Source organism: Nitrosospira lacus (genome assembly GCF_000355765.4).
In the GTDB taxonomy this organism is placed as follows: domain Bacteria; phylum Pseudomonadota; class Gammaproteobacteria; order Burkholderiales; family Nitrosomonadaceae; genus Nitrosospira; species Nitrosospira lacus.
In genome coordinates, this window is sequence record NZ_CP021106.3 from 725,129 (window position 1) to 750,219 (window position 25,091).

Here is a 25,091-nt window from a genome sequence, read left to right on the forward strand (position 1 = left end):
ACATCTTCCTACTTTACCAGCTCCATCGCGGCGGCAAAGAAGCCATCCGTGCCGTGCAAACCGGGCGATAGCTGCAAGTATACGCCCGTGTCGAGTGGAATTTTTTGTTGCGCCAGAAGTTCGGCGCAGTTAAGCGGCGCCAGCCGGGGGTGGCCGGCGAGAAAACGCTCGACGATTTCCTGGTTTTCCTCCGGCAAAAAGCTGCAGGTGGCATAGATGAGCCTGCCGCCGGGCTTGAGCAGGTTCGCAGCGGACGACAGAATTGCCGCTTGCTTGCGCTTGAGCTCTTCAATGCTCTGCGGTGACTGTCGCCATTTCAAATCCGGATTGCGGCGTAATGTTCCCAGTCCGCTGCATGGCGCATCTACCAGTACCCGGTCGATCTTTCCGGTGAGACGTTTTACCTTTATGTCATTTTCGTTGGCGATACGCTGCGGATACAGGTTGGATAAACCGGAACGCTTGAGGCGCGGTTTCAGGTTGTTCAACCGCTTTTCGGAAATATCGAAAGCATAGATGCGTCCTTGTGAGCGCATCAGCGCGCCCAGCATCAGCGTTTTGCCCCCTGCTCCTGCGCAGAAATCCACCACCATGTCGCCGCGCTTTGGTGCGAGCAAATAGCCCAACAGTTGGCTGCCTTCATCCTGTACTTCCACCTTGCCGGTGAGGAACAGTTCATGGCGATTGATCGCCGGCTTGCCGGCCAGGCGGATGCCCACAAGCGAGTACGGCGTGGCATTGCCTGCAATTCCGTCCTTGTTCAGCAACGCCAGGACTTCTTCGCGGTTGGCAAGCAGCGTATTGACGCGCAAATCAAGTGAAGCGGGCCGTTGCAGCGAACGTCCCAGATCGAGAATTTCGTTATCCGGCATGAATCCACGCAGCTTCTCCGTCAGCCATTCAGGAAATTCGGCCTGTATGGCGAGCGGCTGCGATTCCGGGGTCACTGCCTTGATTCCGGTAAGCCATTTTGCTTCGACCTCGCTGACCAGCGGCAGCAGTTCGCGCAAATTCATGCCCTGAAACCTGGCCAGATAGGCAAGCAACAGGGAACGGGGGATGGAAGTACCGGATATGCATTCAAGAAAAAAACGGTGACGCAAAATGCCAAATACGCTTTCCGCGATAAATGCCCGGTCATTCGCCCCAAGCGCCGGATTCTCGCGGAAAAAATGCCGCAGCATTGAATCTGCAGGGTGTTCCAGTGGCAGCACGGCACGCAGCGCGGCGGTGGCCATGTCCAGATGAGCAGGAGTCAGACGCATCTATTGTTGATACCGAAAAAGTAAGGGCGGGGGAACAACGTCATCCCAAACCGTGGAAGGGTGGCAAATTCGCAGGCTTTAAATCATCCTGAATTCAGCTTCCGCGAATCCACCTTAAAGGAAAAGGCCAAGTGAACACAAGAGGTCGCTGTCGATCATACCGCCATGGTGCACAAAAAAAGTCCGCCACCGGGTTCAGGATTTATTGAAGGCGTCCCTGTTTCAAGCTGTTCACAGGTTCTCCATAGCTTATTCTGGTGACCATCTGGTCCGTCACAATGCCCATTTTTTCGGTGGCAATGATGCGTACCGGGAGCATGTGGTGGTCAACGGCAAGCCATATTTTTCTGTCGCGCTCACCATCCGCTTCGGTCTGTTTTGTGAGCACGATGGTTTCGAGCTTGCCCATCGGCGTATCCAGTGTTTCCTTGCCGACAGTGTAGCGAACCAATTCGAGCCGTTTACCGTCGGTGACATGCAGATCTACGACTTTTCCGGAAACAGGAGCGAACATGAAGCTGTAGTGCAGGCTTAGCTTATCCTGGATGTTGGCAGGCAGGGCTTTTTGCTCTTCTCCGCGTTTATGTTGAAGGGTCAGTAATTTCTTGTTCCAATCGAAAATAGCTACTTTGGGTATTTTCTTGCCGTGCTGATCGGAAAAACGGCTGGGGCGCAGTGATCCCTCCGCTGTGATACTTCCCGCGCTATCCAGCATGACGGGATCCGGCTGTGTCAATGCCAGCAAACCCTTGGCGCGAGCTTCACTGCTGATGGCATAGCTGCGCGCGCCGTTTTCACGTTTGATTTGCAGCGTATCATTCACTTCTCCTTCCAGGCCGCCGGATGTTATCGAGTAGCTGATATCGACGCGAGCGGGAATATCGGCGGCAAGAGCAGAGGAGGCGGAGAAAGCAGAAAAGCTGAGTCCGCATGACAGGGCAACAGATAAGAGTCTCATTTGTATAATCCTAAATCCGGTAGTTGGACCCCGTAGCGGCTTCATCCGGAAAACGAGCGTCAAATAGTACGAAATATTGTTATTAATCATAACACCGATCTATTAAATGAGCGGTCAACTACCGGATCTAGGATAACTCCGGTGAATATAGAATTGAACCGTCGGCTACCGCATTGCTCACTTCAACACGATTGCCGGAGATTTTCAGCCGGCCTTCCATAAACCAGCGTACCGCTTCGGGGTAAATGTGGTGTTCCTGCTGCAGTACGCGTGCAGCAAGCGTTTCTTCGGTGTCACCGGGCAATGTCTGGACCGCTGCCTGAATGATGATCGGGCCATGGTCTACCTGCGAGGTTACAAAATGCACTGTGCAGCCATGTATTTTCACACCTTCTTTCAGGGCCCGGGCGTGGGTGTCGAGGCCGGGAAAGGCGGGCAGCAATGAAGGGTGAACGTTCATCAGCTTTCCACAATAACGATTAACAAAGTCATCTCCCAGAATGCGCATGAAACCGGCGAGTGCGATCAGGTCCGGTTCGTAAGCGTCGATTATTTCCGCCAAGGCGGTATCGAATGCCTCGCGAACAGGATAAGACCGCTGATTCAGTACTTTTGTTTCAAATCCATGCACCCTGGCAATTTCCAGCCCCGCTGCATCCGGCTTGTTACTGATAACAGCGGCTATCCTCGCCGGGAGTTTTGCATCGATCAGTGCTTCCATGTTGCTGCCGCGGCCTGAAATGAGAATAACAAGGGACTTCATTTTGTCAGCATGATCATAGATAACCTTTGTCCCGGTTATTCAATGATCGTCTGCGCTTCACTCGCATCGCGTTGCCGGATTGTACCGATACGCCATACGGTTTCGCCTGCGGACCGCAATATCTTCATCGCGGTATCGGCAAGTTCCGGCGCCATGATCAGCACCATGCCTATGCCGCAATTAAACACGCGGTGCATTTCACTTTCACTGACGTTGCCTTGTTCCTGCAGCCAGTGAAAAAGCGGAGGGATATCCCAGTCGTTTTTTTTCAATACCGCAATGACACTTTCGGGCAAGATACGTGGAACATTTTCCACCAATCCGCCACCCGTAATGTGAGCCAGTCCCTTAACCGGCAAATGTTTCATCAATTCGAGCACCGCCTTCACATAAATACGGGTCGGTGCCATGATTACATCCATTAACGCCTGACCCCCGAAATTGGTCGACAAGTCCGTGTTATTTTTTTCGATGATCTTACGGATCAGGGAGTAACCATTGGAATGCGCGCCGCTGGAAGCCAAACCAAGCACCGCATCACCTTTCCGGATTGTTAAACCGGTGATGATATGATCTTTTTCAACCACGCCTACGGCGAAACCCGCAAGGTCGTACTCGCCCTCCGGATACATGCCCGGCATTTCGGCGGTCTCGCCGCCAATCAAGGCGCAACCCGCTAGTTCGCAACCCGCCGCGATACCCTTGACGACCTGGGTGGCAGTGTTCACGTCCAATCTGCCGCAGGCGAAGTAGTCCAGGAAGAACAAGGGTTCCGCTCCCTGCACCAGAATATCGTTGACGCTCATTGCCACCAGGTCTATCCCGATACGGTCGTGCCGGTTCAACTGGAATGCGAGCTTCAATTTGGTGCCCACGCCATCGGTACCCGATACCAGCACCGGATTGCGGTAATTTCTGGAGATTTCAAACAGTGCTCCAAAGCCGCCTATGCCTGCGAGCACTTCCGGACGCATGGTACGTTTGGCAAAAGGTTTGATATTTTCCACCAAGCGGTCACCCGCATCAATGTCCACGCCCGCATCGCGGTAGGAGAGCTGGATGGCGCCGGGATTTCCGGGATTGGATGAGGTCAAGTTGAGTTCTCGCTCAGTTGCAGATAGAGTGCCGCTTTCAGGAAGCGCGATTTTACCGTAAATGATCCCTTAACACCTCCGACTTCCGCGATCTGCATTATATAAAGTTCATAAATGAAACAACTGGTGCTCGACATCGCCCCGTCACCGCTCCCCACTCTGGCGAATTTCGTGCCGGGGCGCAACGCCGAACTGTTACAGACCCTGGGTAATATTCTCACGGGACTGGAGCGGGAACATTTTGTTTATCTATGGGGAGGGACAGGATGCGGCAAAAGCCATTTGCTGCAAGGGGTGGCGGGACTGTGCATGCGCAATAAAATGAGTACAGCATATTTTGCCTGCGATGCGGATACCAGTTTCATCACAGGCAGCGAAGCCGATTGCGTAATAGTGGATGACGTGGATCGTCTTAATGCCAAGGCGCAAATTGGCTTGTTCAATCTTTATAATTGTATTCGCGACGAGGGCCGCGCGCTCGTGCTGGTAAGCGGCGCCGCCACTCCGGCGCAATTGAAACTGAAAGTACGTGAAGACCTGGTTACCCGCCTGGGATGGGGCCTGGTCTATCAGGTGCATGAATTGACCGACGAGGAAAAAGCAAAAGCCATGAAAAGTCATTCCGCCAGCCGGGGCCTTGATCTGTCGCAGGAGGTGTGCGACTACCTGCTTCATCATGGACGGCGTGATTTACCATCCTTGATGGCCATGCTCGATGCGCTTGACAGCTATTCGCTGGCGAACCGGCGTAAGGTCACTGTTCCATTGGTACGCGAATTATTGCAGGTGGCATCATGAAACTTGCCTTGTTTGACCTCGACAACACACTCCTGGTCGGCGACAGCGATTTTGAATGGGCGCAATTTCTTATCGAGCAGCGCGTGCTGGATCGGGAGGTGTATGAAGCTCGCAACGTGGAATTCTATGAGCAGTACAAGGCCGGCACGCTCGATATCCACGAATTCCTTGATTTTCAGTTGAAGCCGTTGTCGCGCCACCCCCGCAGCCAGCTCGATGCCTGGCATCGCGAATTCATGGAGAAGAGGATTCTGCCATTGATAGCACCCGGCGCGCTCGAACTGATTAATGGGCATATGCTGGGTGGCGATCTGTGCGTTATCATCACCGCCACCAATCGCTTTGTTACCACACCGATCGCGCGGGCACTGGGGATAAGCAACCTGATTGCCACCGAGCCGGAGCAGAAGGATGGCGAATTTACGGGCCAGGTCTCGGGATTGCCCTGTTTCAGGGAAGGCAAGATAGCGCGGCTGGAAAGCTGGCTGGATGAGCACAATCTGACGTGGTTGTCATTTCTGGAAAGCTGGTTTTACAGCGATTCACTGAATGACCTGCCGCTGCTCAATAGGGTTACCCACCCTGTCGCGGTGGACCCCGATGCAACACTCAAGGGCTATGCTCAAAAAAATGCCTGGCCCATTATCAGCCTGCGATAACGTTGCGGGAGCGTTCTATCGCGTGCCGGAGGGGCTGGAGCAAACTCCCCATGCCGCACGTATGCGTTCGCCCGGTTTGAGTGTTCGCGTTCCGGCGTGACTTCCGCCAGACGCTCCTTGCGGTTGCTGATTCTGTTTTCGGTATTTGCGCTCGGCAGCCTGTTTACCGGAATGTTATTCGGAAGCGTGGACATTCCTTTTTCCGGTATTGTCAGGGCACTGTTTTCGCCGGCTGACAGCGTTCCTCATCAAATAGTCTGGCAATTGCGCCTGCCGCGCGTATTGGCGGCATTTGCCTGTGGCGGACTGCTCGCCCTGGCGGGAGCGCTATTGCAGATTTTATTGCGCAATCCGCTGGCCGATCCCTATATCCTGGGCGTATCGGGCGGAGCGGCGGTGGGCGCGCTTGTCGCCATGCTGCTGGGATGGGGACTCCTGGTGACCAATCTGACATCACTGGCGGGCGCATTGGCCGCGATTGCCATCGTGTTTGGCCTGAGCTTTCGCGCTGGTGACTGGAATCTTTACCGGCTGCTTCTGACAGGGGTCGTGTTGTCTGCCGGCTGTACGGCGCTGACCACGTTGATCCTGACCCTGGCGCCGGCCAGCGATGTAAAAGGGATGCTGTTCTGGCTGATGGGCGATGTTTCCCGGGCCGAAGAGTTGCTGCCTGCATGGATCACCCTCATCGTCGTAGCAGCCCTGAGCCTGTTATTTTCCGGTAGCCTCAACGTTCTGAGCCTTGGCCAGATGAAGGCAAAAACACTGGGTGTAGCCGTGCTACCCTTGCAGGTTGGAGTTTACTTTGGCGCGTCAGTGGCGACGGTGGCGGCGCTGATGCTGGCGGGTGCCATCGGGTTCGTCGGCCTGATCGTGCCCCATGCCGTCCGCCTCCTGGGGGTGAGCGAATTTCGTTGGCTGTTGCCCTTGTCGGTGCTGTTGGGAGGTGGCTTTCTTACGCTGGCCGACACCCTGGCGCGCACCTTGTGGGCGCCCCAGCAATTGCCGGTCGGGGTGTTGACAGCATTGTTGGGCGTACCGATGCTGTTGCTGCTGCTGTCGAAAAAACATTCGTAGTTCTGTGGCAGACCGCCGGCTTGCTCCGTAGACTTCGATAAGTCTGACTCCAGGAATTAAAATTGCAGGTCAGGAAATATCATCGCATGCACTCCATGACTTCCGCATCAGCCACTGAATTACCTGCAGGGACGGTTCACCTCTGGTATACATCCGTACCGCAGGCGAGGATTCCGCTCGATCAATACCTATCCATCCTTGATGAGGAGGAACGATGCCGCGCAGCCCGATTCCATTTTGATCGCGACCGGGAACCCTTTATCCTGGCGCGCGCCTCCCTGCGTTGTTTGCTGGCGCGATATACGGGTGCCGATCCCGCTGAGATTCAGTTCAAGCAGGATCGATACGGAAAATTGCATATCCATCATCCGGTTAGTTCGATACGGTTCAATGTCACCCATTCCGGCGATTGCATCGTCCATGCGATTGCTCGGGGGACCGACGTCGGAGTCGATGTTGAGATCCTTCGCAATTCCGTTGAGCTTACTTCGATTTCATCGTATTTTACCGCTGGTGAACAAGCATGGCTGCATGCGGCTGACGCTCAGACGCGGGACACCCGGTTTTTCACTCTCTGGACGTGCAAGGAAGCTTATATCAAGGCTCTTGGACGAGGGCTGTTAAAGCCCTTGAATAGCTTTGAGATTAGCCTCGCAGAACGAGGGGAGCCGAAAATTCTCTCCGATTCCGAGGATAACGCTCACCTGAGTTCATGGCGGCTGCTGCCTTTCGAGCCCCGCCGGAACGTATTGGGCTGCGTCGCTGTGGACGTTGCATCAACACGGGTCGAGTTGCGTGATTACGACTCAGGCGTGTTGCTGCGACATATAGTCTGAGTGGGAAAGCTGGCGCTGGAGCTGTCGTATCGCCGACTCTCATCGGGTTCGAACGAAGCACTGGATATAGGCGTCGCCGGTATCCTTCTTGACGTAATCCGTGGTCTCATACGACGCATAGGACCGGCGCTCAACGATGATACGATCGAAGTGGTGGACGAACTGCCATCGCAGCATCGGGCGCGTGGAGAAGCAGGGGATGAAAACTCCGCCTCTGCGCAGGGCGCGCGTCACGGCCGGCATCACTTCCATCCACAAGGCCTCATCGTCCCACAGCGAAACCGGAACGAGATAGGGATCGAAGAAGATGCCATCGAGGCTTTCCGGATCTATTCGCTGGATATACTCGAAAAAATCCGCATGGACAATCTCCAGCGCTGGTGGCGGGGACGGATTGCGTTCGCGAAAAAGCTCGATAACCCGCGGAAATTTCTCGATGACGGTATGATGTCGCGTGGCCGGGTTGGCGGCAATGCGTAACGCCGAAATGCCCAGACCCAATCCCACTTCCAGAAATTCCGAACCGTATCCGCAAAGGATGTCGGCGGATTCCCACATCAGCGCGCTTTCCCATCCTTGCATTGCCTGTCCGTCGTCTATGTAAAGCGTCACCTCCTCGTTATTTTCGACGAGCTTTATTTCTGGGTTTTCTTGTTGCTGTATTGCGTCCATTGCGCTCTCCTCAATATGGCGCCTCGATCGTGCCGCCGGCGGCGGCAAATCGATCCAGCATCGCCTTCAGATCCTTGGAAAATACAAGCTCCCCGCGTGGGGAAACCGTTGCCCGATGCCGCCAGCGCGGCAGTGGGTCAATCTTTGGCAACGGTGTGCTTTCAGCCTGCGCAGCGGCTATGGCCAGCGCCAGGCCGGCGATGGTGGGCCTCTCAAAAATCTGCTGTAGCGGTAGTTCGACCCCGAATTCATCGCGTAACCGGGAGATCACCTGGGTCGCGAACAGCGAGTGTCCCCCAATGGAGAAGAAATTATCATGAACACCGATGTGCTCGATAGCGAGTACCTGCCGCCAGATTGCGGCGAGCTTTGTCTCAGCGATGGTACGCGGTGGAGCAAAGTTGTCGTCCGAAGTTTCCGGCACCGGTAATGCCAGGCGATTAATCTTGCCGCTGGGGGTGATCGGCAATTCTTCCAGCACGACGAACACCGCCGGTATCAAATAATCAGGCAATCGGCGGTCAAGATGCCGCCGCAAGCCGTCGGACGCCGGAGCCTGGTCGGGCCTCGCCGAGACGTAGGCGACAAGCCTTTGGCCATCGGCGTATTCCTGTGGGATAACCACCGCCTGCCTCACTCCAGGATACTCCAGAAGCTGTTTTTCAATTTCTCCCGGTTCGACGCGGTAGCCCCGGATTTTTACCTGGAAATCCCGCCGCCCGATGAATTCGATGCTGCCATCCGGAAGCCGGCGGCCGAGGTCACCCGTACGATAAAGCCGCCCTCCTCCGACATCCGGTGGAAATGCCGCAATTTCGCCTTGCCGCCAATAGCCCATGGCGATAGAGGGACCGCGCAACACGATTTCCCCCGGGCAGTAGACGTCCACCGGTTCTCCGGTGTCGCCCAGCAATAAAAGCTCGACGCCGTCGACCGGGTAGCCGATGGGGACAGCGTCGCGCATCAGCGTGATTCCACCATCAATAAAATATTGTAACGCCATGGTCGATTCAGTCAGGCCGAAACCATTGACCAGCAGGCAATCCGGAGAAAAATGGGCGCGAAAAAGATCGACATCGCGCCGATACACGGCTTCGCCTCCGAGCGCGACAAGGCGGATTTTCTCCAGATGCGCGATTCCAGGCGCTGAATTGGGCAGCAGCGCACCAGGCAATGCATGGATGAGATGGCGAAATAGAGTCGGCGCGCAATGAAAAACCGTAATTTCTTGTTCCACCAGGCAATCGACGAGTGCCTGCAAGCCATTCTCCCGTACCGAAATGGGATAAACCGCCGCGCCGTTGAGCAGGGCACCGAATATGTCCTGAACCGCAGCATCCACGCCGTACGAAGAGACAAATGTCAGCCGGTCATTGGCGCATAGATGCAGGTTATTGCTATAGGCCCGAACATGCCCAAGAACGTTGCGGTGAGTCTGCACGACACCCTTCGGTTCCCCCGTGGATCCCGAGGTATAGAGGATGTAGGCGATAGCGCCGGGAGACACGGAAGGTGGCGGGCTTGTCTCGAAGCGTTCGGTCTCGCCAAGCCGGATCACCTGCGCATGTTCTGTGGAAAAACCGTCGATATCGGTCAGGACCGCGGCCGCCCCGGAACTGTCGATAATCCGCTCAGTCCGGTCAGGTGGATGAGCGCGATCAAGAGGAACGTAGGTTTTGCCGGCCTTCAGCATGCCAATCATGGCGGCGATCATGGATGCGTCGTGGCGGAAGAACAGGGCAATGCGCTCCACGCTTTCGCCACGCAAGGAGAGAATCGCATTGGCAATCCGGTTGGAAAGCGCTTCCAGCTGCTTATAAGTCCATTGCTCGTTTTTTATCCGGATGGCAACGCGATCGGGATAGCGCTCCGCCTGCTCGCGAAAACGGCTCCCTATCGATTGCTCGACCGCTTGCTTGGTGAATTCGTTAAAAGAGGTCGCAGGCGCGACCCTGTTTTTTCCGGATGGTATTTGATGAGTGAGGCGCAAATGCGAGAGTGGTACGTCAGGATGGGTAGCTATTGCTTCCAGGAGCATTGTGAAGTGGTCGAGTATGCGTCTCACGGTTCCAGACTCAAAAAGATCTCGCGCATACACGGCATGGAGCCGGATGGTCCTATCATATTCAATGGCATAAAGCGTGAGGTCAAATTTTGCCGATTCTTCCGGTTCTTCGGGCTCGACCGGTTCACCAGAGTCGCCATCCCGTTCGGCATCCGGCCCGGCATCCGGCGATTGCGCTGCATCGCCGGGGAGTCGTCCATCGATATTCAGCAGATTGAACATCACCTGAAAGAGGGGTGCCTGGCTGAGATGGCGCGCGGGAGCGAGCCTGGCCACCAGCATCTCGAAAGGCATGTCCTGATGCGCATACGCCTCGGCCGCCACGGTGCGCACCCGCTCGAGCAGGGCGGCAAAGGAGGGGTCGCCTGAAAGATCGAGGCGCAAGGCGAGCGTGTTGACGAAAAACCCGATCAATCCCTCCAGTTCGCTGCGGGTGCGGTTGGCGATAGGCGTGCCGATCACCAGGTCGGACTGTCCGCTGTAACGCGCCAGCAGAGCGCCAAAGGCGGCCAGGAGCGTCATGAACAAGGTGGCGCCCTGCGCTTGCCCGAGTGCGCGCAAGCGCGCGGTCAGGGCTGCATTCAGCCACACCCCGCAACGTCCGCCACGATAGCTGGACTGGGCCGGGCGCGGCCGGTCGGTGGGCAGGGAAAGCTGCACCGGCGCATCCTCTAGTTGCTTTTGCCAGTAGGCGAATAAAGAATTCAGCCGTTCGCCCTGCAGGATGCGCCGCTGCCAGCAGGCAAAATCGGCGTACTGGATCGGCAGCGCCGGCAGCCGGGGCGGCTCACCGCTGACCCTGCCGGCATAGAGCGCGCGCAGATCGCGATGCAGGATCTCCAGCGACCAGCCATCGGCCACGATATGATGGAACACCAGCACCAGCCAATGATAATCCGTCTCGAGCCGCAACAAGCTGGCGCGCAGCAGCGGGCCGTTCACAAGATCGAAGGGCGCGGCCAGGGCGGCGCTGGCGGCGGCGCGGGCGCGTTGCAGACATCCGGCCGCCGGCTGGCTGACATCCACCAGCGGCAAGTCGATGCGCAAGCCTGGCGTAACGAGCTGCACCGGCACGCCGTCGAGGGCGGTGAAGGTGGTGCGCAGCGCCTCGTGGCGGTCGAGCAGGTCGCCCAGGCTGTCTTCCAGTGCCTCGCGGTCCAGGGGGCCATCGAAGGGCAGCACCGTGCTCAAGTGGTACACCGGGCTGCCCGGATACAACTGCTCGAAAAACCAGAGCCGTTGCTGGGCAAAAGATAGCGGGCAGGGATCCGTCCGCAGCCCGGCCAGAATAGCCGGCTCGGCAGTAGCCTCGCCTGTTTTCCCACCTATGGCACGCGCGAGACCGGCAACCGTCGGGGACTCGAAAAGCTGGCGCAATGGGACTTCGATGCGGAAAGTGTCCCGAATCCGCGAGATTACGCGCGTTGCCAGCAATGAGTGCCCACCCAGTTCAAAGAAATTATCCTCCACTCCGACAGCGTCGAGACCGAGAACCTGTGCCCACACTTGCGCAATCCGTGTTTCGTCGTCCGTACGCGGGAGAATGGCGGCGCATCCGAGGTCCGGGCGTGAGCGATCCGGGGCCGGAAGTGCTCGCCGGTCGACCTTGCCGCTCGGTGTGAGGGGGAGACTGCCGAGAAAGATATAAGCCGGGGGCACCAGATACTCCGGCAGCCGCTCGAGTAGAAACCGGCGCAGATCGCCAGCCGCAGGCGGTGTCTCCGTCCGGGCCACCAAATATGCGGCCAGTCGGCGGTCGCCTGGTTCATCCTCGCGCGCCATCACGACGGCCTCACGCACCGCTGGATGGCTCGCGAGCACCGCTTCCACCTCGCCTGGCTCAACCCGAAAACCGCGAATCTTGACCTGGTGGTCGAGACGGCCAAGAAACTCGATATCGCCACCTGGAAGATAGCGGGCAAGATCACCGGTTCGATAAAGGCGTGCATCTGGATAATCAGGGTCGGCAACGAATTTTTCGGCGGTCAGTTCATCCCGGTTGAGATAGCCCCGCGCGAGGCTGTCCCCGCCGATATACATCTCTCCCGGCACACCAATGGGGACGAGGCGCTGGCCGGGATCAAACAGGTGAATGCACGTATTGGCAATCGGATGGCCGATGGCGGGCAGAAGGGGCCAGCCGCTGGGCGGACCTGCAAGCGTGTAAGCGGTGACCACATGGGTTTCCGATGGACCATAATGATTGTGCAATTGGCATCCGGGGAGGTTCCTGAACAGGTTGCGGATCTGAGGGGTGACCTGCAGCTGCTCCCCGGCAGTGATAATTTCTCGCAAGGTTGCCGGGAGCGGCTCGATGTGGACGGCAGCTTCTGCCAGTTGCTGTAATGCAACGAAGGGAAGATATAACCTGTTGACCTGTTGTTCGCCGATCAGCCGCCATAACCCCACCGGATCTTGCCGCAATGTTTCGGGGGCCAGGATGAGTGTCGCGCCGTCACAAAGGGTCGAGAAAATCTCCTGAAACGAGACGTCGAAGCTCAATGGTGCAAATTGCAGCGTGTTGCCCCCCGGACCGAGTTCTCCATGCTGCCAGGCTGTCAGATTAACGAGTGTCCGATGTGGCAGAGCCACTCCCTTCGGCTTGCCGGTCGACCCCGAAGTATAAATAATGTAGGCTAGATTTTCCGGTTTTGGCACGGCATGCTGCGTGGTGTCCGGCAGTGGTGGAAGCGGCTCGTCCAGGCACAGCGCGCGATGGGCGGGCAGCCGCTCAAGTAGCGCACGCTGAGTTAGCAGTAAAAGTGCACCGCTGTCTTGCAGCATGAAGGTCAACCGATCTCGCGGGTATGCCGGATCGAGCGGCACGCAGGCACCGCCGGCAATGAGAACGGCAAGTACCCCGCTCACCATCTCCGGCGAACGCTCAAGACAGAGCGCCACCGGTGTATCCGGATGCACGCCGAGGTGGCGCAAATGGCTGGCAATCATGCGGGCACGATCACCGATTTCGCGATAAGTGAACCGGATGGTGCCATGGACAAGCGCCACCGCATCGGGCGTGCGTGCCGCCTGTTCCAGAAAGAGTTCGTGAATACAGTGGTCGCGCGGATATTCGCGCCGGGTGCGGTTCCACTCCGCGAATTGCCGCCGCTCGGCGGCCGTGAGCAGCGAAAGGTCCGCGAGACACCCGGCAGGGTTCGCCATTATTGCTTCCAGCAGCGTACGCCAGTGATCGAGCATGCGCATGATGGTGGCATCGTCGAAACGCGCGCGATTGTATAGAAGCCTGAGCATGAGTTCCTCGCCCGGTGCCGCGATTGCCGTCAGGGGGTAACTGGTGCGTTCCACGGACCCGGTTGCGCTGGCGGTTTTTCTTCCTTTCACGGGTTCGCGACGGGGATAGTTCTGAAAAACCAGCAGGCTTTCGAACAGCGGCTGTCCGGCGGGCACTTCGCTCAAGCGTTGCACTTCCGCGAGCGAGCTGTATTCATATTCCCTGTCCTTGAGCTGACGGGCTTGCAGATCCTTCAGCCAGTCAACGAGCGGGACATCTCCCGGCACGGAAATACGTAACGGCAACGCATTGATGAAAAGCCCCAGCGTCGATTCGACACCGGCAATCGCTGCCGGACGCCCCGATACGATGACGCCGAACACGATATCGGTTTCACCGCTGTAGCGGCTCAGGAGCAGCGCCCAGGCCGCCTGAACCAGCGTATTGAGCGTGAGTTGGTGCGTACGCGCGAAAGTTTCCAGCGTGACGGTGGAAGCGATCGACATACGGATATATCGTTCCCCATGTTCCCCGGCTTCCCCTGCTTTTCCCGCTCCCGGTTGCGGCCGGTCCACCACCAGCGGCGTGGCGGCAAAAAATCCTTGGAGTGCCTGCTTCCAGTAAGCCTGGGCGGCATTCCGGTCCTGCTCGCGCAACCAGGCGATATAGTCCCGGTAAGGGCGCGGCGGCGGCGGCTCATGGCGGACGCCACGCTGGATCGCGTCGTAGAAATCTCCCAGTTCCGAGAAGAGAATCGGCACGCTCCATCCGTCAAGGAGTGCATGGTGATGGCTCCAGACGAACTCAAACTGATTGTCGCCGGTTCGGATCAGAAAAATTCGCATGGGCGGCGCTTTCGAAAGATCGAAACCCTGCTTCCGATCGGCGTCAAGAAAATCGTCGAGTCGTTGCTTCAACTGGGAAGATCCACGCCAGTCAAGGCGGACGCAATTCAATTTCGCTTCGCGATGGACGACTTGCAGAGGCGAATCGAGGCCGTTCCAGTGGAACGTTGTCCGCAATGCCGGATGGCGCATGACCACGCACCACCAGCTACGCTCGAATGCTTCGATGTCGATATCGCTTGCGAAGGAATGGTGGAGTTGCTCGATGTAGATTCCGGAATCCGGATCGAGGAGAGTGTGGAAAAGCATTCCTTCCTGCATCGGCGACAGGGGATAGATGTCATCGAGATCGGGATTGTCGCGCAAGAGTTCGTCCATCTGCACCTGGTCAAGATTCGAAAGCGGAAAGTCCGCCGGCGAGAACCCCATATCCCTGGCGGAAGGGCTATAGGCGATTATTCCGCGCAATTCTTCCAGGAATGCCCCCGCCAGTGTTTCGATGGTGGCGCGGCGATGTATCGCCTCGCTGTAAATCCAGGAGAGGTGCAGCCGGTCGGAGAAAACGCCCCCATTGACGTCGATAAGATAGCGCCGCCGGTCGCGCTCGCTGAAGGCCGGCCCTCGCGCATCGTTCCCATCGGCCCCCGGATCGGCGGAATGCTCGAATTGCCCGAGGTAATTGAAGCTCATTTGTGCTTGCGGGAGCGCTTTCAGACGGTCTCCCGCCTCACTCCTGCTCATGTACCGCAGGAGACCATAACCGATGCCGCGATGGGGAATCGCACGCAGCTTTTCCTTGATTCGCCGCAGCGCCGCCCCGGGGTTGGCGCAACCCCTGACATCAAGAGCTACCGGAAAGATCGTCGTAAACCAGCCGACGGTCCGGGATAAATCGACGTCATCGAAAAGGGTTTCCCGCCCGTGGCCTTCCACGTCCACCAGCGTCTCACCCACCCCGATCCACCGGGCAAGGGCAAGCCCCACGGCGGTAAGCAATATCTCATCAATGCGGGCGCGATGAGTCCGTGCGATGTCCCTCAGCAGGCGCGCGGTTTCTTCGGTGCTGAGAGAAACCACAACGGTGTGGCTTGATCCGGCGGTGTTGGCCTCCAGCGGCGCCGGCAAATCCCTGGGTAAGGGCGTCGCCTGCATGGGCAACGCCGCGAGCCAGTATCTCGCCTCCCCCATGATATCTGCCGAGTTTGCGTGGGCCGCCAATTTACCAGCCCAGGAGGTGAAAGCCGTGGTCTTCGGCGGCAGGGCGGCCGGATGGTCCATCCGGGCATTGGCGGTATCCAGATCCTCGAGCAGGATGCGCCATGAAACCCCATCAACCGCCAGATGATGGATCACGATCAGCAAGGAAGCTTCTTCCCCTTCACCGAAATCGAATAGCACGGCGCGCAGGAGGGGTCCACGGGAAAGATCGAGGCTCGCTTGCACCTGCGCTGCTTGCTCCGCTACGGCCGCCATGCGCTGCGATCGGGCAACCCCGGACAGGTCGATGCGGCGGTAAGGCGTCACCGAGCCCGGATCGGCAAGCATCTGGATCCATCCATCGCCGGTACGAAAAAAGCGCAGCCGCAATGCGTCATGGTGGGCCAGAAGCTGGTCAAAAACGCGTATCCAGCGATTGTCATCGATGTCCCGCGAGACCGCCAGCAGCACTACCTGATTGTAATGTTGCGGATCAGCCAGTTCCTGTTCAAAGAACCAGTGTTGAATTGGTGTGAGGGGCGCGGTTCCGGTCACTATTCCCTGCTCCGCCGCGATGGAGCCGGTATTTGCAACGGTCAGCAATCCGGCGATGGTGGGCCGCTCGAAAAGCTGGCGGGGTGTGAAGCGCAGCCCCCTGCCACGTGCGCGGGCGACAATCTGGATCGCCAGAATCGAGTCCCCGCCCAGTTCGAAGAAGTTATCGTGGACACCGACCTGGTCAAGCCGCAGCACCTGGGCGAATATCTCGGCCAGCCGCTGCTCGTCTTCGGTGCGCGGCACCGCTGCTTCGGCTTCCCTTGCCATAGCGGGCACCGGCAGGGCCGCCCGGTCGATCTTACCGTTGGCGGTCAGCGGCAAGGCTGGCAATGCCACGAATGCCGAGGGCACCATGTAGTCCGGCAGGCGTGCCTGCAGGAAGCTCCGCCACTCGCTCGCCGAAGGTGCTTTATCCGCTACCACATAAGCGGCCAGGCGCTTGTCACCGGGCGTGTCTTCGCGCACGGTTGCCACTGCCTCGCGCACGCCGGGGTATCCGCGCAGCGCCGCTTCCACCTCGCCCAGTTCGACGCGGAATCCGCGCACCTTGACCTGCTGATCGCGCCGCCCGAGAAATTCCAGATTGGCGTCGGGAAGATAGCGTACCCAATCTCCGGTGCGGTATACGCGTGCACCGGCGCGGAAAGGATGGGGAATGAATCGCTCGGCAGTGAGTTCCGGCTGGTGGAGGTAGCCGCGTGCCAGGCCCTCGCCGCCGATATAGAGTTCTCCCGCTACCCCGATGGGTACCGGCTGAAGCCGGTCGTCAAGCACATAGATTTCGGTATTCGCAATCGGCCGGCCAATGGGAATGGGACTGTGGATTTTCTCCGCGGGAGGCACGCGATAGCAGGAGGTGAATGTGGTGTTCTCAGTGGGGCCATAAGCGGCAATCAGCACACATTGCGGATGTCGCTCACGCATCTTGCGGATGTAGTCCGGCGACAACACGTCGCCGCCTGTAAGGAGCTGGCGCACACCACCCAGGCGTTCGCAATGGCTGTCGACCATCTGGTGAAAGAGCCCTGTCGTCAACCAGAGCGTACTGATCCGGTGTTGCTCTATCACATCGGCGAGTTCTTCGAGCGACGGTGCCATGGGGGGCATGATCACCAGTTGTCCGCCACTAAGCAGGCCCCCCCAGATCTCGAATGTTGAAGCGTCGAACGCTATCGGCGCGAACTGAAGGAACACGTCATCGGACGTGAATGTCGCGTAGCCGGCTTCCTTTATCAGCCGCACCACGGCGCGTTGCACGACCGCCACCCCCTTGGGGACGCCGGTTGATCCCGACGTGTAGCAGACATAGGCGAGGTTGTCCGCCATGACTCCACTTGCAGGATTATCCGTGGACTCGCGCCCGATTTCCTCGCGCGCATCATCAATACAAACCAGCTTTGCAGCCTCGCCGGGCAGTATTCCGAGAAATTGGCGGTGGGTCAGCAATACCGCTGGTTTCGCGTCGCTTACCATTGCCGATAGCCTGGCGGGCGGGTCGCCGGGGTCCATCGCCAGATAGGCTCCCCCGGCTTTGAGAATGCCGAGCAGGCCGATGATGAGATCAAAGGAGCGTTCAATACAGACCCCAACCAAAGCCTCGGGACCCACGCCAAGCCCGCGCAGGCGGTGCGCGAGCTGGTTGGCGCGGGCATTGAGCTCACCATAGGTGAGGTGGTAATCCTGCAGGACCAGGGCGACTGCATCCGGACATGCCGCTACCCGCTGTTCGAATAATTCCTGGATACATGATTCCCGGGGATATTTGCTCCGCGTGGCATTCCATTCGAACAAAAGCTGCGCTCGCTCGGCCTCGGTGAGAATGGGCAGGCTGGCGAAGTGGCATGCCGGATCAGTGGCGGCGGCCGCCAGCAGCGTCTCGAAATGACCCGCCATCCGACTGATGGTAGCGGAATCGAAAAGATCGGCGCTATATTCAAAATACCCGGTCACCCGGCGCCCGTCATCCACCAGGGAAAGCAGAAGATCGAACTTGGCTGTCGCGGATTCGTCCCGGTTGCGGTTGGGGGGTGCCTCTACCTCCCCTGTTTCCTCGTCCTGTTCTGGAGAGGGAACGTTTTGCAGCGCGAACATCACCTGAAAGAGGGGTGCCTGGCTGAGATGGCGCGCGGGAGCGAGCCTGGCCACCAGCATCTCGAAAGGCATGTCCTGATGCGCATACGCCTCGGCCGCCACGGTGCGCACCCGCTCGAGCAGGGCGGCAAAGGAGGGGTCGCCCGAAAGATCGAGGCGCAAGGCGAGCGTGTTGACGAAAAACCCGATCAATCCCTCCAGCTCGCTGCGGGTGCGGTTGGCGATAGGCGTGCCGATCACCAGGTCGGACTGCCCGCTGTAGCGCGCCAGCAGAGCGCCAAAGGCGGCCAGGAGCGTCATGAACAAGGTGGCGCCCTGCGCTTGCCCGAGTGCGCGCAAGCGTGCGGTCAGGGCTGCATTCAGCCACACCCCGCAACGTCCGCCGCGATAGCTGGACTGGGCCGGGCGCGGCCGGTCGGTGGGCAGGGAAAGCTGCACCGGCGCATCCTCCAGTTGCTTTTGCCAGTAGGCGAATAAAGAATTCAACCGTTCGCCCTGCAGAATGCGCCGCTGCCAGCAGGCAAAATCGGCGTACTGGATCGGCAGCGCCGGCAGCCGGGGCGGCTCACCGCTGACCCTGCCGGCATAGAGCGCGCGCAGATCGCGATGCAGGATCTCCAGCGACCAGCCATCGGCCACGATATGATGGAACACCAGCACCAGCCAATGATAATCCGTCTCGAGCCGCAACAAGCTGGCGCGCAGCAGCGGGCCGTTCACAAGATCGAAGGGCGCGGCCAGGGCGGCGCTGGCGGCGGCGCGGGCGCGTTGCAGACATCCGGCCGCCGGCTGGCTGACATCCACCAGCGGCAAGTCGATGCGCAAGCCTGGCGTAACGAGCTGCACCGGCACGCCGTCGAGGGCGGTGAAGGTGGTGCGCAGCGCCTCGTGGCGGTCGAGCAGGTCGCCCAGGCTGTCTTCCAGTGCCTCGCGGTCCAGGGGGCCATCGAATGGCAGCACCGTGCTCAAGTGGTACACCGGGCTGCCCGGATACAACTGCTCGAAAAACCAGAGCCGTTGCTGGGCAAAGGACGTGGGAAAGAGGAACGCTTCGCTGTCAGCCGATCGAGACGGTTCCATGGCGTCTTCGATCACGACCGTTCCCTCGGCATCGTGCCCTAGTCCCGTGCGTGTATCGTATGCTTCGCCGTCGATTGCTCTCGTGCTGTAAGGAACAGTATTTCTCCTCGCCATAAATCAAACCCGGATTAAAAGGCTGATTTAAACTTAGGCCAGTTCCAGGGAGATTTCAACCCGGATCGAGTGTTTGGACGAGGTGAAGTACGCCGTCTCGGGGTGCAGGCAAGACATTGCAAGCAGCAACCAAGCCCCTGACCGACCGCCTTCAGGGATAAAGGATTCAGCCACGCTGCATTATGCGGCATAATTCACCCTTTTCAGTTTTACCTCTGATGAATGCCGCCGAGTTATCCCCATGGTATCCCGCACCCTCCTCCTTATCGCCCCGCGAGCGCGGCTGGTTGCAGAATCGTGGTTCCCTGACCCAGCTTATTCAACAGCGCTGCCGCGGCGAATTTCGCGTAAAACCGGTGTTCCAGTCGCTGGCCACGGTGTGCGGGGATGAACTTGCCGTGATGAACCTGCGTCGAAACGAGCTGGCGCTAGTGCGGGAGGTCTATTTGTATTGCGGCAACACGCCCGTGGTATTTGCGCATTCGGTGCTGGCAAGAAAAGATCTTCGCGGTGCATGGCGTGGGTTGAGCGGCCTGGGCAACCGGTCGCTGGGTACCGTATTGTTCACGAACCCCGTGGTTAGACGCACGCCGCTTCGATTCCGGAAGCTGAATTCAGCGCATCCACTTTTCCGCCGTGCCTGTAAGAATTTGCAGACAAAGCCCTTTGGCTTATGGGCACGCCGTTCCCTGTTCAGCTTGCGGGGGCAATCCATACTCGTCACCGAAGTATTTCTTCCTTCCATTCTGGAGCTGTCGTTGTGACACTCACTCAACGCCTCGGCCATTATGAAAGGTTGATGCGGCTGGACAAGCCCATCGGCATTCTGCTGCTGCTGTGGCCGACACTATGGGGCTTATGGCTTGCCGCAGGCGGCGTGCCCAGCATGACGATCCTGGTGATATTCATATTGGGTACAGTGCTGATGCGCTCCGCTGGTTGTGTCGTCAATGATTATGCCGATCGCAATTTTGATGGGCATGTCGAACGCACCAGAAACCGTCCGCTGGCAACGCGCGTGGTGAGCACGAAGGAGGCGCTGCTGCTGGCAGCCGGATTAAGCCTGTGCGCATTTCTGCTGATACTGCCGTTGAACCGCCTTACCATTGAGCTGTCGGTGTTCGGGTTATTTCTGGCCGCAAGCTATCCCTTCACCAAGCGCTTCTTCGCGATGCCGCAAGCCTATCTCGGCATTGCTTTCAGCTTCGGCATTCCGATGGCATTCGCCGCGCAGACCGGCGAGGTGCCATTCATTGCCTGGATATTGATGGCGGCCAATCTGCTCTGGGTGATCGCCTACGATACCGAGTATGCGATGGTGGATAAAGTGGACGACCTCAAGATCGGCATCAAGACTTCCGCCATTACTTTCGGCCGTTTCGATGTCCTGGGCGTGATGCTATGCCACGCCATTTTCCTGGGCACGATGACCATCGTGGGGATGATCCAGAAGCTGGGTGTCATATATTATGCGAGTCTGGCGATTGCGCTGGGGCTGATGATTTATCAATACCGCCTGATTCACGATCGTGACCGGGGGCGCTGCTTCAAGGCTTTTTTGCACAACAACTGGGTCGGCGCAACGATATTTGCCGGCATCGCGCTTGATTATCTGATAGGCAACCTCCCATGAAATACAAGGACCTGCGCGATTTTATCGCCCAACTGGAAAGCCAGGGCGAACTGAAACGCATCACGGCGGAGATCGATCCCCACCTGGAAATGACCGAAATCTGTGATCGGGTATTGAAAGCGGGCGGCCCGGCAATTCTGTTTGAAAAACCCAAGGGTCATACCATTCCCGTACTGGGGAACCTGTTCGGTACGCCGCGGCGCGTGGCAATGGGCATGGGGCAGGAGTCGGTGGAAGCCCTGCGCGAAGTAGGAAAACTTCTTGCCTATCTGAAAGAACCCGATCCACCCAAAGGCTTGAGAGATGCGTGGGAAAAATTTCCCGTGCTGAAGCAGGTGCTCAACATGGCGCCGAAGGAGCTTTCGCGTGCGCCGTGCCAGGACATCGTATGGGAAGGAAAAGACGTGGACCTCGGCAGGTTGCCGATCCAGACTTGCTGGCCGGGCGATGCGGGGCCGCTGATCACATGGGGGTTGACCGTCACCCGAGGTCCGCACAAGACACGGCAGAACCTGGGTATCTACCGGCAGCAGGTGATCGGGCCGAATAAGCTGATCATGCGCTGGCTGGCTCATCGTGGCGGCGCGCTGGATTTTCGCGATTTCTGTCTGGCCACTCCGGGGAAATCCTATCCGCTGGCGGTGGCGCTGGGAGCCGATCCGGCAACCATACTCGGCGCGGTGACGCCGGTGCCGGACAGCTTGAGCGAATACCAGTTCGCCGGATTATTGCGCGGTGCGAAAACCGAGATCGTCAAATGCCTGAGTCATGATTTGCAGGTTCCGGCCAGCGCGGAAATCGTGCTGGAAGGCTATATCCATCCCGGCGAAACAGCACTTGAAGGCCCCTTCGGCGATCACACCGGCTATTACAACGAGCAGGAGACTTTCCCGGTATTCACGGTCGAGCGCATCACCATGCGGCGCGATCCGATCTATCACTCCACCTACACCGGCAAGCCGCCGGATGAGCCCGCGATACTGGGTGTGGCGCTGAATGAAGTGTTCGTACCGCTGCTGCAAAAGCAGTTCACGGAAATCGTCGATTTTTATCTGCCGCCGGAAGGCTGTTCCTATCGCATGGCGGTGGTGAGCATGAAAAAGCAGTACGCAGGCCATGCCAAGCGCGTCATGTTTGGCGTGTGGAGTTTCCTGCGGCAATTCATGTATACCAAATTCATCATCGTCACCGACGATGATGTGAACATCCGTGACTGGAAGGAAGTCATCTGGGCCATCACCACGCGCGTCGATCCCGCGCGAGACATCCTGATCGTGGAAAATACGCCAATCGATTATCTCGACTTCGCCAGTCCAGTCTCCGGCCTGGGCGGAAAAATGGGACTGGACGCCACCAACAAGTGGCCGGGAGAGACTAATCGGGAATGGGGTACGCCGATTGTGATGGAGGCGAGGGTGAAGGGGCGGGTGGATGAGATTTGGAAGAACTTAGGATTGTGAGGGGGCATTTACCCATTGAATCAAACTTCGTTTTTATCACAGTAGCTGAGTTCCTCTATCGGGGAATGTTACCGCTTGATAGGTGCCAATAGGATAGGATTGAGCCTTAACTAAAAAGCTGTCATTTGCGTTGCAGCTCGGATTCCGCCTGACATAAACCTTGCTCGTGGGTAATAATATAAATCAATTAGCGAATACGCCCATGCAGTTGGTCTAGAATTCTTTTGCCGACTTTAGAGGAGATGGCGGTGCAATACGGCCTTTTGCGAATATTTTAATATGTTAAAAATACAGTATAGTTGTGCGAAAGGTAAGCTGCATTTGCTTTTTAGCGCGACTCACGATATCAAGCTAGCGAGTGGATGTGCAAGTTAGGGTGCGAAAACCGTCTTCATAACAAAGTTATACATTTCAATAGCATCATGCCAATTCCAGACTATCAGACGCTAATGCTCCCTCTTCTACGCCTTGCCGGGGATGCACAAGAACATCGCTTTCGCGACGCCGTAGAGCAGTTAGCTGTCGAATTTGGAATTTCCGATGAGGAACGAAGCGCAATGCTCCCAAGTGGAACGGCACCGCTATTCGACAATCGCGTTGGTTGGGCTAGAACTTACTTAAAACAGGCAGCTTTAATCGAGTCAAGAAAACGTGGTGTCTTTCGCATTACGCCCACAGGCGCAGAACTTCTATCAAAGAACCCAAGCCCACTGCTGTCCCACAATTTGTCATTACCATAAAGCTCCCTGGATGGGTTGATGATCACCCGGCGGCGGTTCAGTCTTGATCAGCCTAATCAGGTCCCGTTTTGCAAACAGGTTAAGTGCGAGCAGCCTCAGGATTTGTTGCTGAGATATTGCCACTTGATGACTGAATTTGATGAATGCCAACAGCAAATAGACGCACATGGCAATCCAGATTTGGGTCATCACGGCATTTTTGCTGGTGCCCAAAAACGATTTGATCTTGAGATTTTGCTTGATCCATTTAAAAAACAACTCCACTTGCCAGCGCTGCTTATAAATGGCAGCAATGGTTTGCGCGGACAGCTTGAAATGGTTGGTGATAAAGATGTATTCCCGTTGTGTTTGCGCATCCTGGTAGACCACTTGGCGCACGTTGGGCAGCTCCTTCTGGCACGAGCGGTACGAATTGAAGCGAATGACTGCATCACTGATGACGCTCGAATGAACAGGAACGGCACACCGTTCAATAACTTCATAAGTGGCGTTGCCCCGTTGTCGGGTGACGTAAAAGACCCCCTGCCCGGTCAGTAACTTGTACCAGGAATAATCATTGTAGCCGCGATCACATACCACAATACTGCCTTTGGGCAAGGCAAGCAGTTTGGCGCACTCGCTATCCGCCTTCCTGCTTTCCGTGAGGGTGGCAAATGCGGGCAGATTGCCTCTTAAATCCAGTCCAACCTGTAACTTCATGGCGCCTTTTCCCAACGCGTAATGCGACCAGGGAAAAAGCTTGAGCGATAGATCAATGAGAGAAGCATCCAGCGCATAAAGCGGATTCTTAAAGCGGAAGCCGTGCTTGGGTGCCCGCTTGAGGCAGCGCTCATACAGACGGTAAAACAGCGCTTCGTAACAACTAGCGGGTTGCTGGTTATTCAGGCGTGCCAGACTGGACCGGGAAATGGGCGCGCTGCCCAAGTGATAGCTGTGCTGGCGTTGTGCTTGCAGGTTGGTTTCAATATCACGCAAACTCTGCCGCCCGCTCAACTGTGCAAATACCATGGCAACAAACTGTGCCCAGCGGCTGGTCTTGCGCAACCTCTGGCCTTGGTGATGCAAAGAAGCGATCGCTTCAAATTCATGTCTGCCAACAATTTTAAGCAGTTGCAAGAAGACTGTATTACAATGCGCCATGGCTTGGATTCCTTTGTCTTTCAAAGAGTTGTCGAGAAACTCATTGTAAATCAACAAAGGATATTCAGGCCTTTTTTAGCGGTTTTGTGGGACAGCAGTGACCCAAGCCAAATTGATAATTCCACCCTCGAACAATTTCCAGAATACCTGGCTTTTAAGCTGCGCAGGAACGAAGAAAAACCAATAATCATCTCAGTTACTAACGAATCTAACGCTAAGTCATACCCTCAACTAATCGAACTCCCAGATTCCACTCCTGAAGAACTTTTCTCCCAAGCTTACCAACGTTTACGCAGCAACCTTGAGGCAGAATTGCTAGAGCAAGTCAAATCTGCATCTCCCGCCTTTTTCGAACGACTAGTTATCGATCTTCTCGTAACAATGGACTACGGAGGTTCCCGCCAAGATGCAGGCCGGGCTATCGGCAGAAGTGGCGATGGCGGAATTGATGGCATCATCAAGGAAGACAAACTGGGCTTAGACGTAATATATGTGCAGGCAAAGCGCTGGGAGAGCACCGTTGGCCGTCCAGATATTCAGAAGTTCGCGGGAGCGCTTCAAGGACAACGTGCAAATAAGGGTGTATTCATTACAACTTCCGACTTTTCAAGGGAAGCAGAGGAATATACAAACATTATCTCTTCAAAAATCATCCTCATCACTGGTAAACAGTTGGCAAAACTCATGGTAGATCATAATGTTGGTGTGTCAGCCATAAGCAAGTTTGAGCTTAAACGTATCGACTCCGATTACTTTGAGGGGGAAAATGTGTAATTAAGTCCATCAGCGCACACAGACGCGGATAGATACA

16 protein-coding genes are annotated in these 25,091 nt (G+C 57.1%); 9 read left to right on the forward strand and 7 right to left on the reverse strand.

Going from position 1 to position 25,091, the window contains the following annotated elements; genetic code table 11:
* Window positions 1–8: 8 nt before the first annotated feature.
* From EBAPG3_RS03320 to purM, 4 genes are all read right to left on the reverse strand, one after another.
* A complete protein-coding gene (locus EBAPG3_RS03320; protein ID WP_004178805.1) occupies window positions 9–1,265 on the reverse strand; it encodes an RsmB/NOP family class I SAM-dependent RNA methyltransferase in 1,257 nt (418 codons plus the stop codon).
* A gap of 202 nt (window positions 1,266–1,467) precedes the next feature.
* Window positions 1,468–2,223, reverse strand: a complete 756-nt coding sequence (locus tag EBAPG3_RS03325) for a DUF3108 domain-containing protein (RefSeq protein ID WP_004178804.1) — start codon at window positions 2,221–2,223, stop codon at window positions 1,468–1,470.
* A gap of 127 nt (window positions 2,224–2,350) precedes the next feature.
* Window positions 2,351–2,986: a phosphoribosylglycinamide formyltransferase gene (gene purN, locus EBAPG3_RS03330; protein WP_004178803.1), complete on the reverse strand. Its 636-nt coding sequence runs from the start codon at window positions 2,984–2,986 to the stop codon at window positions 2,351–2,353.
* A gap of 35 nt (window positions 2,987–3,021) precedes the next feature.
* Window positions 3,022–4,080 carry a phosphoribosylformylglycinamidine cyclo-ligase gene (purM, locus tag EBAPG3_RS03335; protein WP_004178802.1) on the reverse strand — a complete coding sequence of 353 codons (1,059 nt, stop codon included), beginning with the start codon at window positions 4,078–4,080 and terminating at the stop codon, window positions 3,022–3,024.
* 114 nt (window positions 4,081–4,194) lie between these two features.
* On the opposite strand from purM, the gene hda reads away from it, so the two are divergent.
* The 4 genes from hda (at window position 4,195) to EBAPG3_RS03355 (ending at window position 7,450) form a co-directional block, all read left to right on the forward strand.
* On the forward strand, window positions 4,195–4,878 hold the full coding sequence (hda, locus tag EBAPG3_RS03340) for a DnaA regulatory inactivator Hda (RefSeq protein ID WP_040852643.1): 684 nt from the start codon (window positions 4,195–4,197) through the stop codon (window positions 4,876–4,878).
* Window positions 4,875–5,537: a histidinol-phosphatase gene (locus tag EBAPG3_RS03345; RefSeq protein WP_004178799.1), complete on the forward strand. Its 663-nt coding sequence runs from the start codon at window positions 4,875–4,877 to the stop codon at window positions 5,535–5,537. The genes hda and EBAPG3_RS03345 overlap by 4 nt, the downstream gene beginning before the upstream one ends.
* Window positions 5,538–5,633: 96 nt before the next feature.
* Complete coding sequence (locus EBAPG3_RS03350; RefSeq protein ID WP_040852641.1) at window positions 5,634–6,614, forward strand: FecCD family ABC transporter permease; 981 nt, start codon at window positions 5,634–5,636, stop codon at window positions 6,612–6,614.
* Between the two features lie 62 nt (window positions 6,615–6,676).
* Complete coding sequence (locus EBAPG3_RS03355) at window positions 6,677–7,450, forward strand: 4'-phosphopantetheinyl transferase family protein (protein WP_161493770.1); 774 nt, start codon at window positions 6,677–6,679, stop codon at window positions 7,448–7,450.
* Between the two features lie 39 nt (window positions 7,451–7,489).
* Here EBAPG3_RS03355 and EBAPG3_RS03360 read toward each other — a convergent pair whose 3' ends face one another.
* A complete protein-coding gene (locus EBAPG3_RS03360; RefSeq protein ID WP_004178790.1) occupies window positions 7,490–8,122 on the reverse strand; it encodes a class I SAM-dependent methyltransferase in 633 nt (210 codons plus the stop codon).
* Window positions 8,123–8,132: 10 nt separating this feature from the next.
* On the reverse strand, window positions 8,133–19,307 hold the full coding sequence (locus EBAPG3_RS03365; protein WP_085921904.1) for a non-ribosomal peptide synthetase: 11,175 nt from the start codon (window positions 19,305–19,307) through the stop codon (window positions 8,133–8,135).
* A gap of 218 nt (window positions 19,308–19,525) precedes the next feature.
* Here EBAPG3_RS03365 and EBAPG3_RS03370 point away from each other — a divergent pair, with 218 nt between their 5' ends.
* The 4 genes from EBAPG3_RS03370 to EBAPG3_RS03385 all read left to right on the forward strand — a co-directional run bounded on the left by EBAPG3_RS03370 (window position 19,526) and on the right by EBAPG3_RS03385 (window position 23,140).
* A complete protein-coding gene (locus EBAPG3_RS03370) occupies window positions 19,526–20,071 on the forward strand; it encodes a chorismate--pyruvate lyase family protein (RefSeq protein WP_004177089.1) in 546 nt (181 codons plus the stop codon).
* On the forward strand, window positions 20,068–20,940 hold the full coding sequence (gene ubiA, locus EBAPG3_RS03375) for a 4-hydroxybenzoate octaprenyltransferase (RefSeq protein ID WP_040852016.1): 873 nt from the start codon (window positions 20,068–20,070) through the stop codon (window positions 20,938–20,940). Before EBAPG3_RS03370 ends, ubiA begins: the two co-directional genes overlap by 4 nt.
* Complete coding sequence (gene ubiD / locus EBAPG3_RS03380) at window positions 20,937–22,400, forward strand: 4-hydroxy-3-polyprenylbenzoate decarboxylase (protein ID WP_004177078.1); 1,464 nt, start codon at window positions 20,937–20,939, stop codon at window positions 22,398–22,400. The genes ubiA and ubiD overlap by 4 nt, the downstream gene beginning before the upstream one ends.
* A gap of 449 nt (window positions 22,401–22,849) precedes the next feature.
* On the forward strand, window positions 22,850–23,140 hold the full coding sequence (locus EBAPG3_RS03385) for a winged helix-turn-helix domain-containing protein (protein ID WP_227869288.1): 291 nt from the start codon (window positions 22,850–22,852) through the stop codon (window positions 23,138–23,140).
* Here the strand turns inward: EBAPG3_RS03385 and EBAPG3_RS03390 are convergent.
* Window positions 23,132–24,280, reverse strand: coding sequence for an IS4 family transposase (locus EBAPG3_RS03390; protein WP_004177414.1), 1,149 nt, complete (start codon window positions 24,278–24,280; stop codon window positions 23,132–23,134). The genes EBAPG3_RS03385 and EBAPG3_RS03390 overlap by 9 nt on opposite strands.
* Between EBAPG3_RS03390 and EBAPG3_RS03395 the strand changes: the two genes are divergently transcribed.
* Entirely contained in the window at window positions 24,272–25,054 is a 783-nt protein-coding gene (locus tag EBAPG3_RS03395; protein WP_227869262.1) for a restriction endonuclease, read from the forward strand. The two genes, EBAPG3_RS03390 and EBAPG3_RS03395, sit on opposite strands and share 9 nt — an antisense overlap.
* The last annotated feature ends 37 nt before the right edge of the window (window positions 25,055–25,091 follow it).

Bases quoted from the DNA above. Each gene is read 5' to 3' on its own strand.
- EBAPG3_RS03395 (WP_227869262.1), top strand. From the start codon at position 24,272: ATGCGCCATGGCTTGGATTCCTTTGTCTTTCAAAGAGTTGTCGAGAAA.
- EBAPG3_RS03325 (WP_004178804.1), bottom strand. From the start codon at position 2,223: ATGAGACTCTTATCTGTTGCCCTGTCATGCGGACTCAGCTTTTCTGCT.
- EBAPG3_RS03345 (WP_004178799.1), top strand. From the start codon at position 4,875: ATGAAACTTGCCTTGTTTGACCTCGACAACACACTCCTGGTCGGCGAC.
- ubiD (WP_004177078.1), top strand. From the start codon at position 20,937: ATGAAATACAAGGACCTGCGCGATTTTATCGCCCAACTGGAAAGCCAG.
- EBAPG3_RS03390 (WP_004177414.1), bottom strand. From the start codon at position 24,280: ATGGCGCATTGTAATACAGTCTTCTTGCAACTGCTTAAAATTGTTGGC.
- EBAPG3_RS03365 (WP_085921904.1), bottom strand. From the start codon at position 19,307: ATGGCGAGGAGAAATACTGTTCCTTACAGCACGAGAGCAATCGACGGC.
- EBAPG3_RS03385 (WP_227869288.1), top strand. From the start codon at position 22,850: ATGCTCCCTCTTCTACGCCTTGCCGGGGATGCACAAGAACATCGCTTT.
- EBAPG3_RS03360 (WP_004178790.1), bottom strand. From the start codon at position 8,122: ATGGACGCAATACAGCAACAAGAAAACCCAGAAATAAAGCTCGTCGAA.
- purN (WP_004178803.1), bottom strand. From the start codon at position 2,986: ATGAAGTCCCTTGTTATTCTCATTTCAGGCCGCGGCAGCAACATGGAA.
- EBAPG3_RS03320 (WP_004178805.1), bottom strand. From the start codon at position 1,265: ATGCGTCTGACTCCTGCTCATCTGGACATGGCCACCGCCGCGCTGCGT.
- hda (WP_040852643.1), top strand. From the start codon at position 4,195: ATGAAACAACTGGTGCTCGACATCGCCCCGTCACCGCTCCCCACTCTG.
- EBAPG3_RS03370 (WP_004177089.1), top strand. From the start codon at position 19,526: ATGAATGCCGCCGAGTTATCCCCATGGTATCCCGCACCCTCCTCCTTA.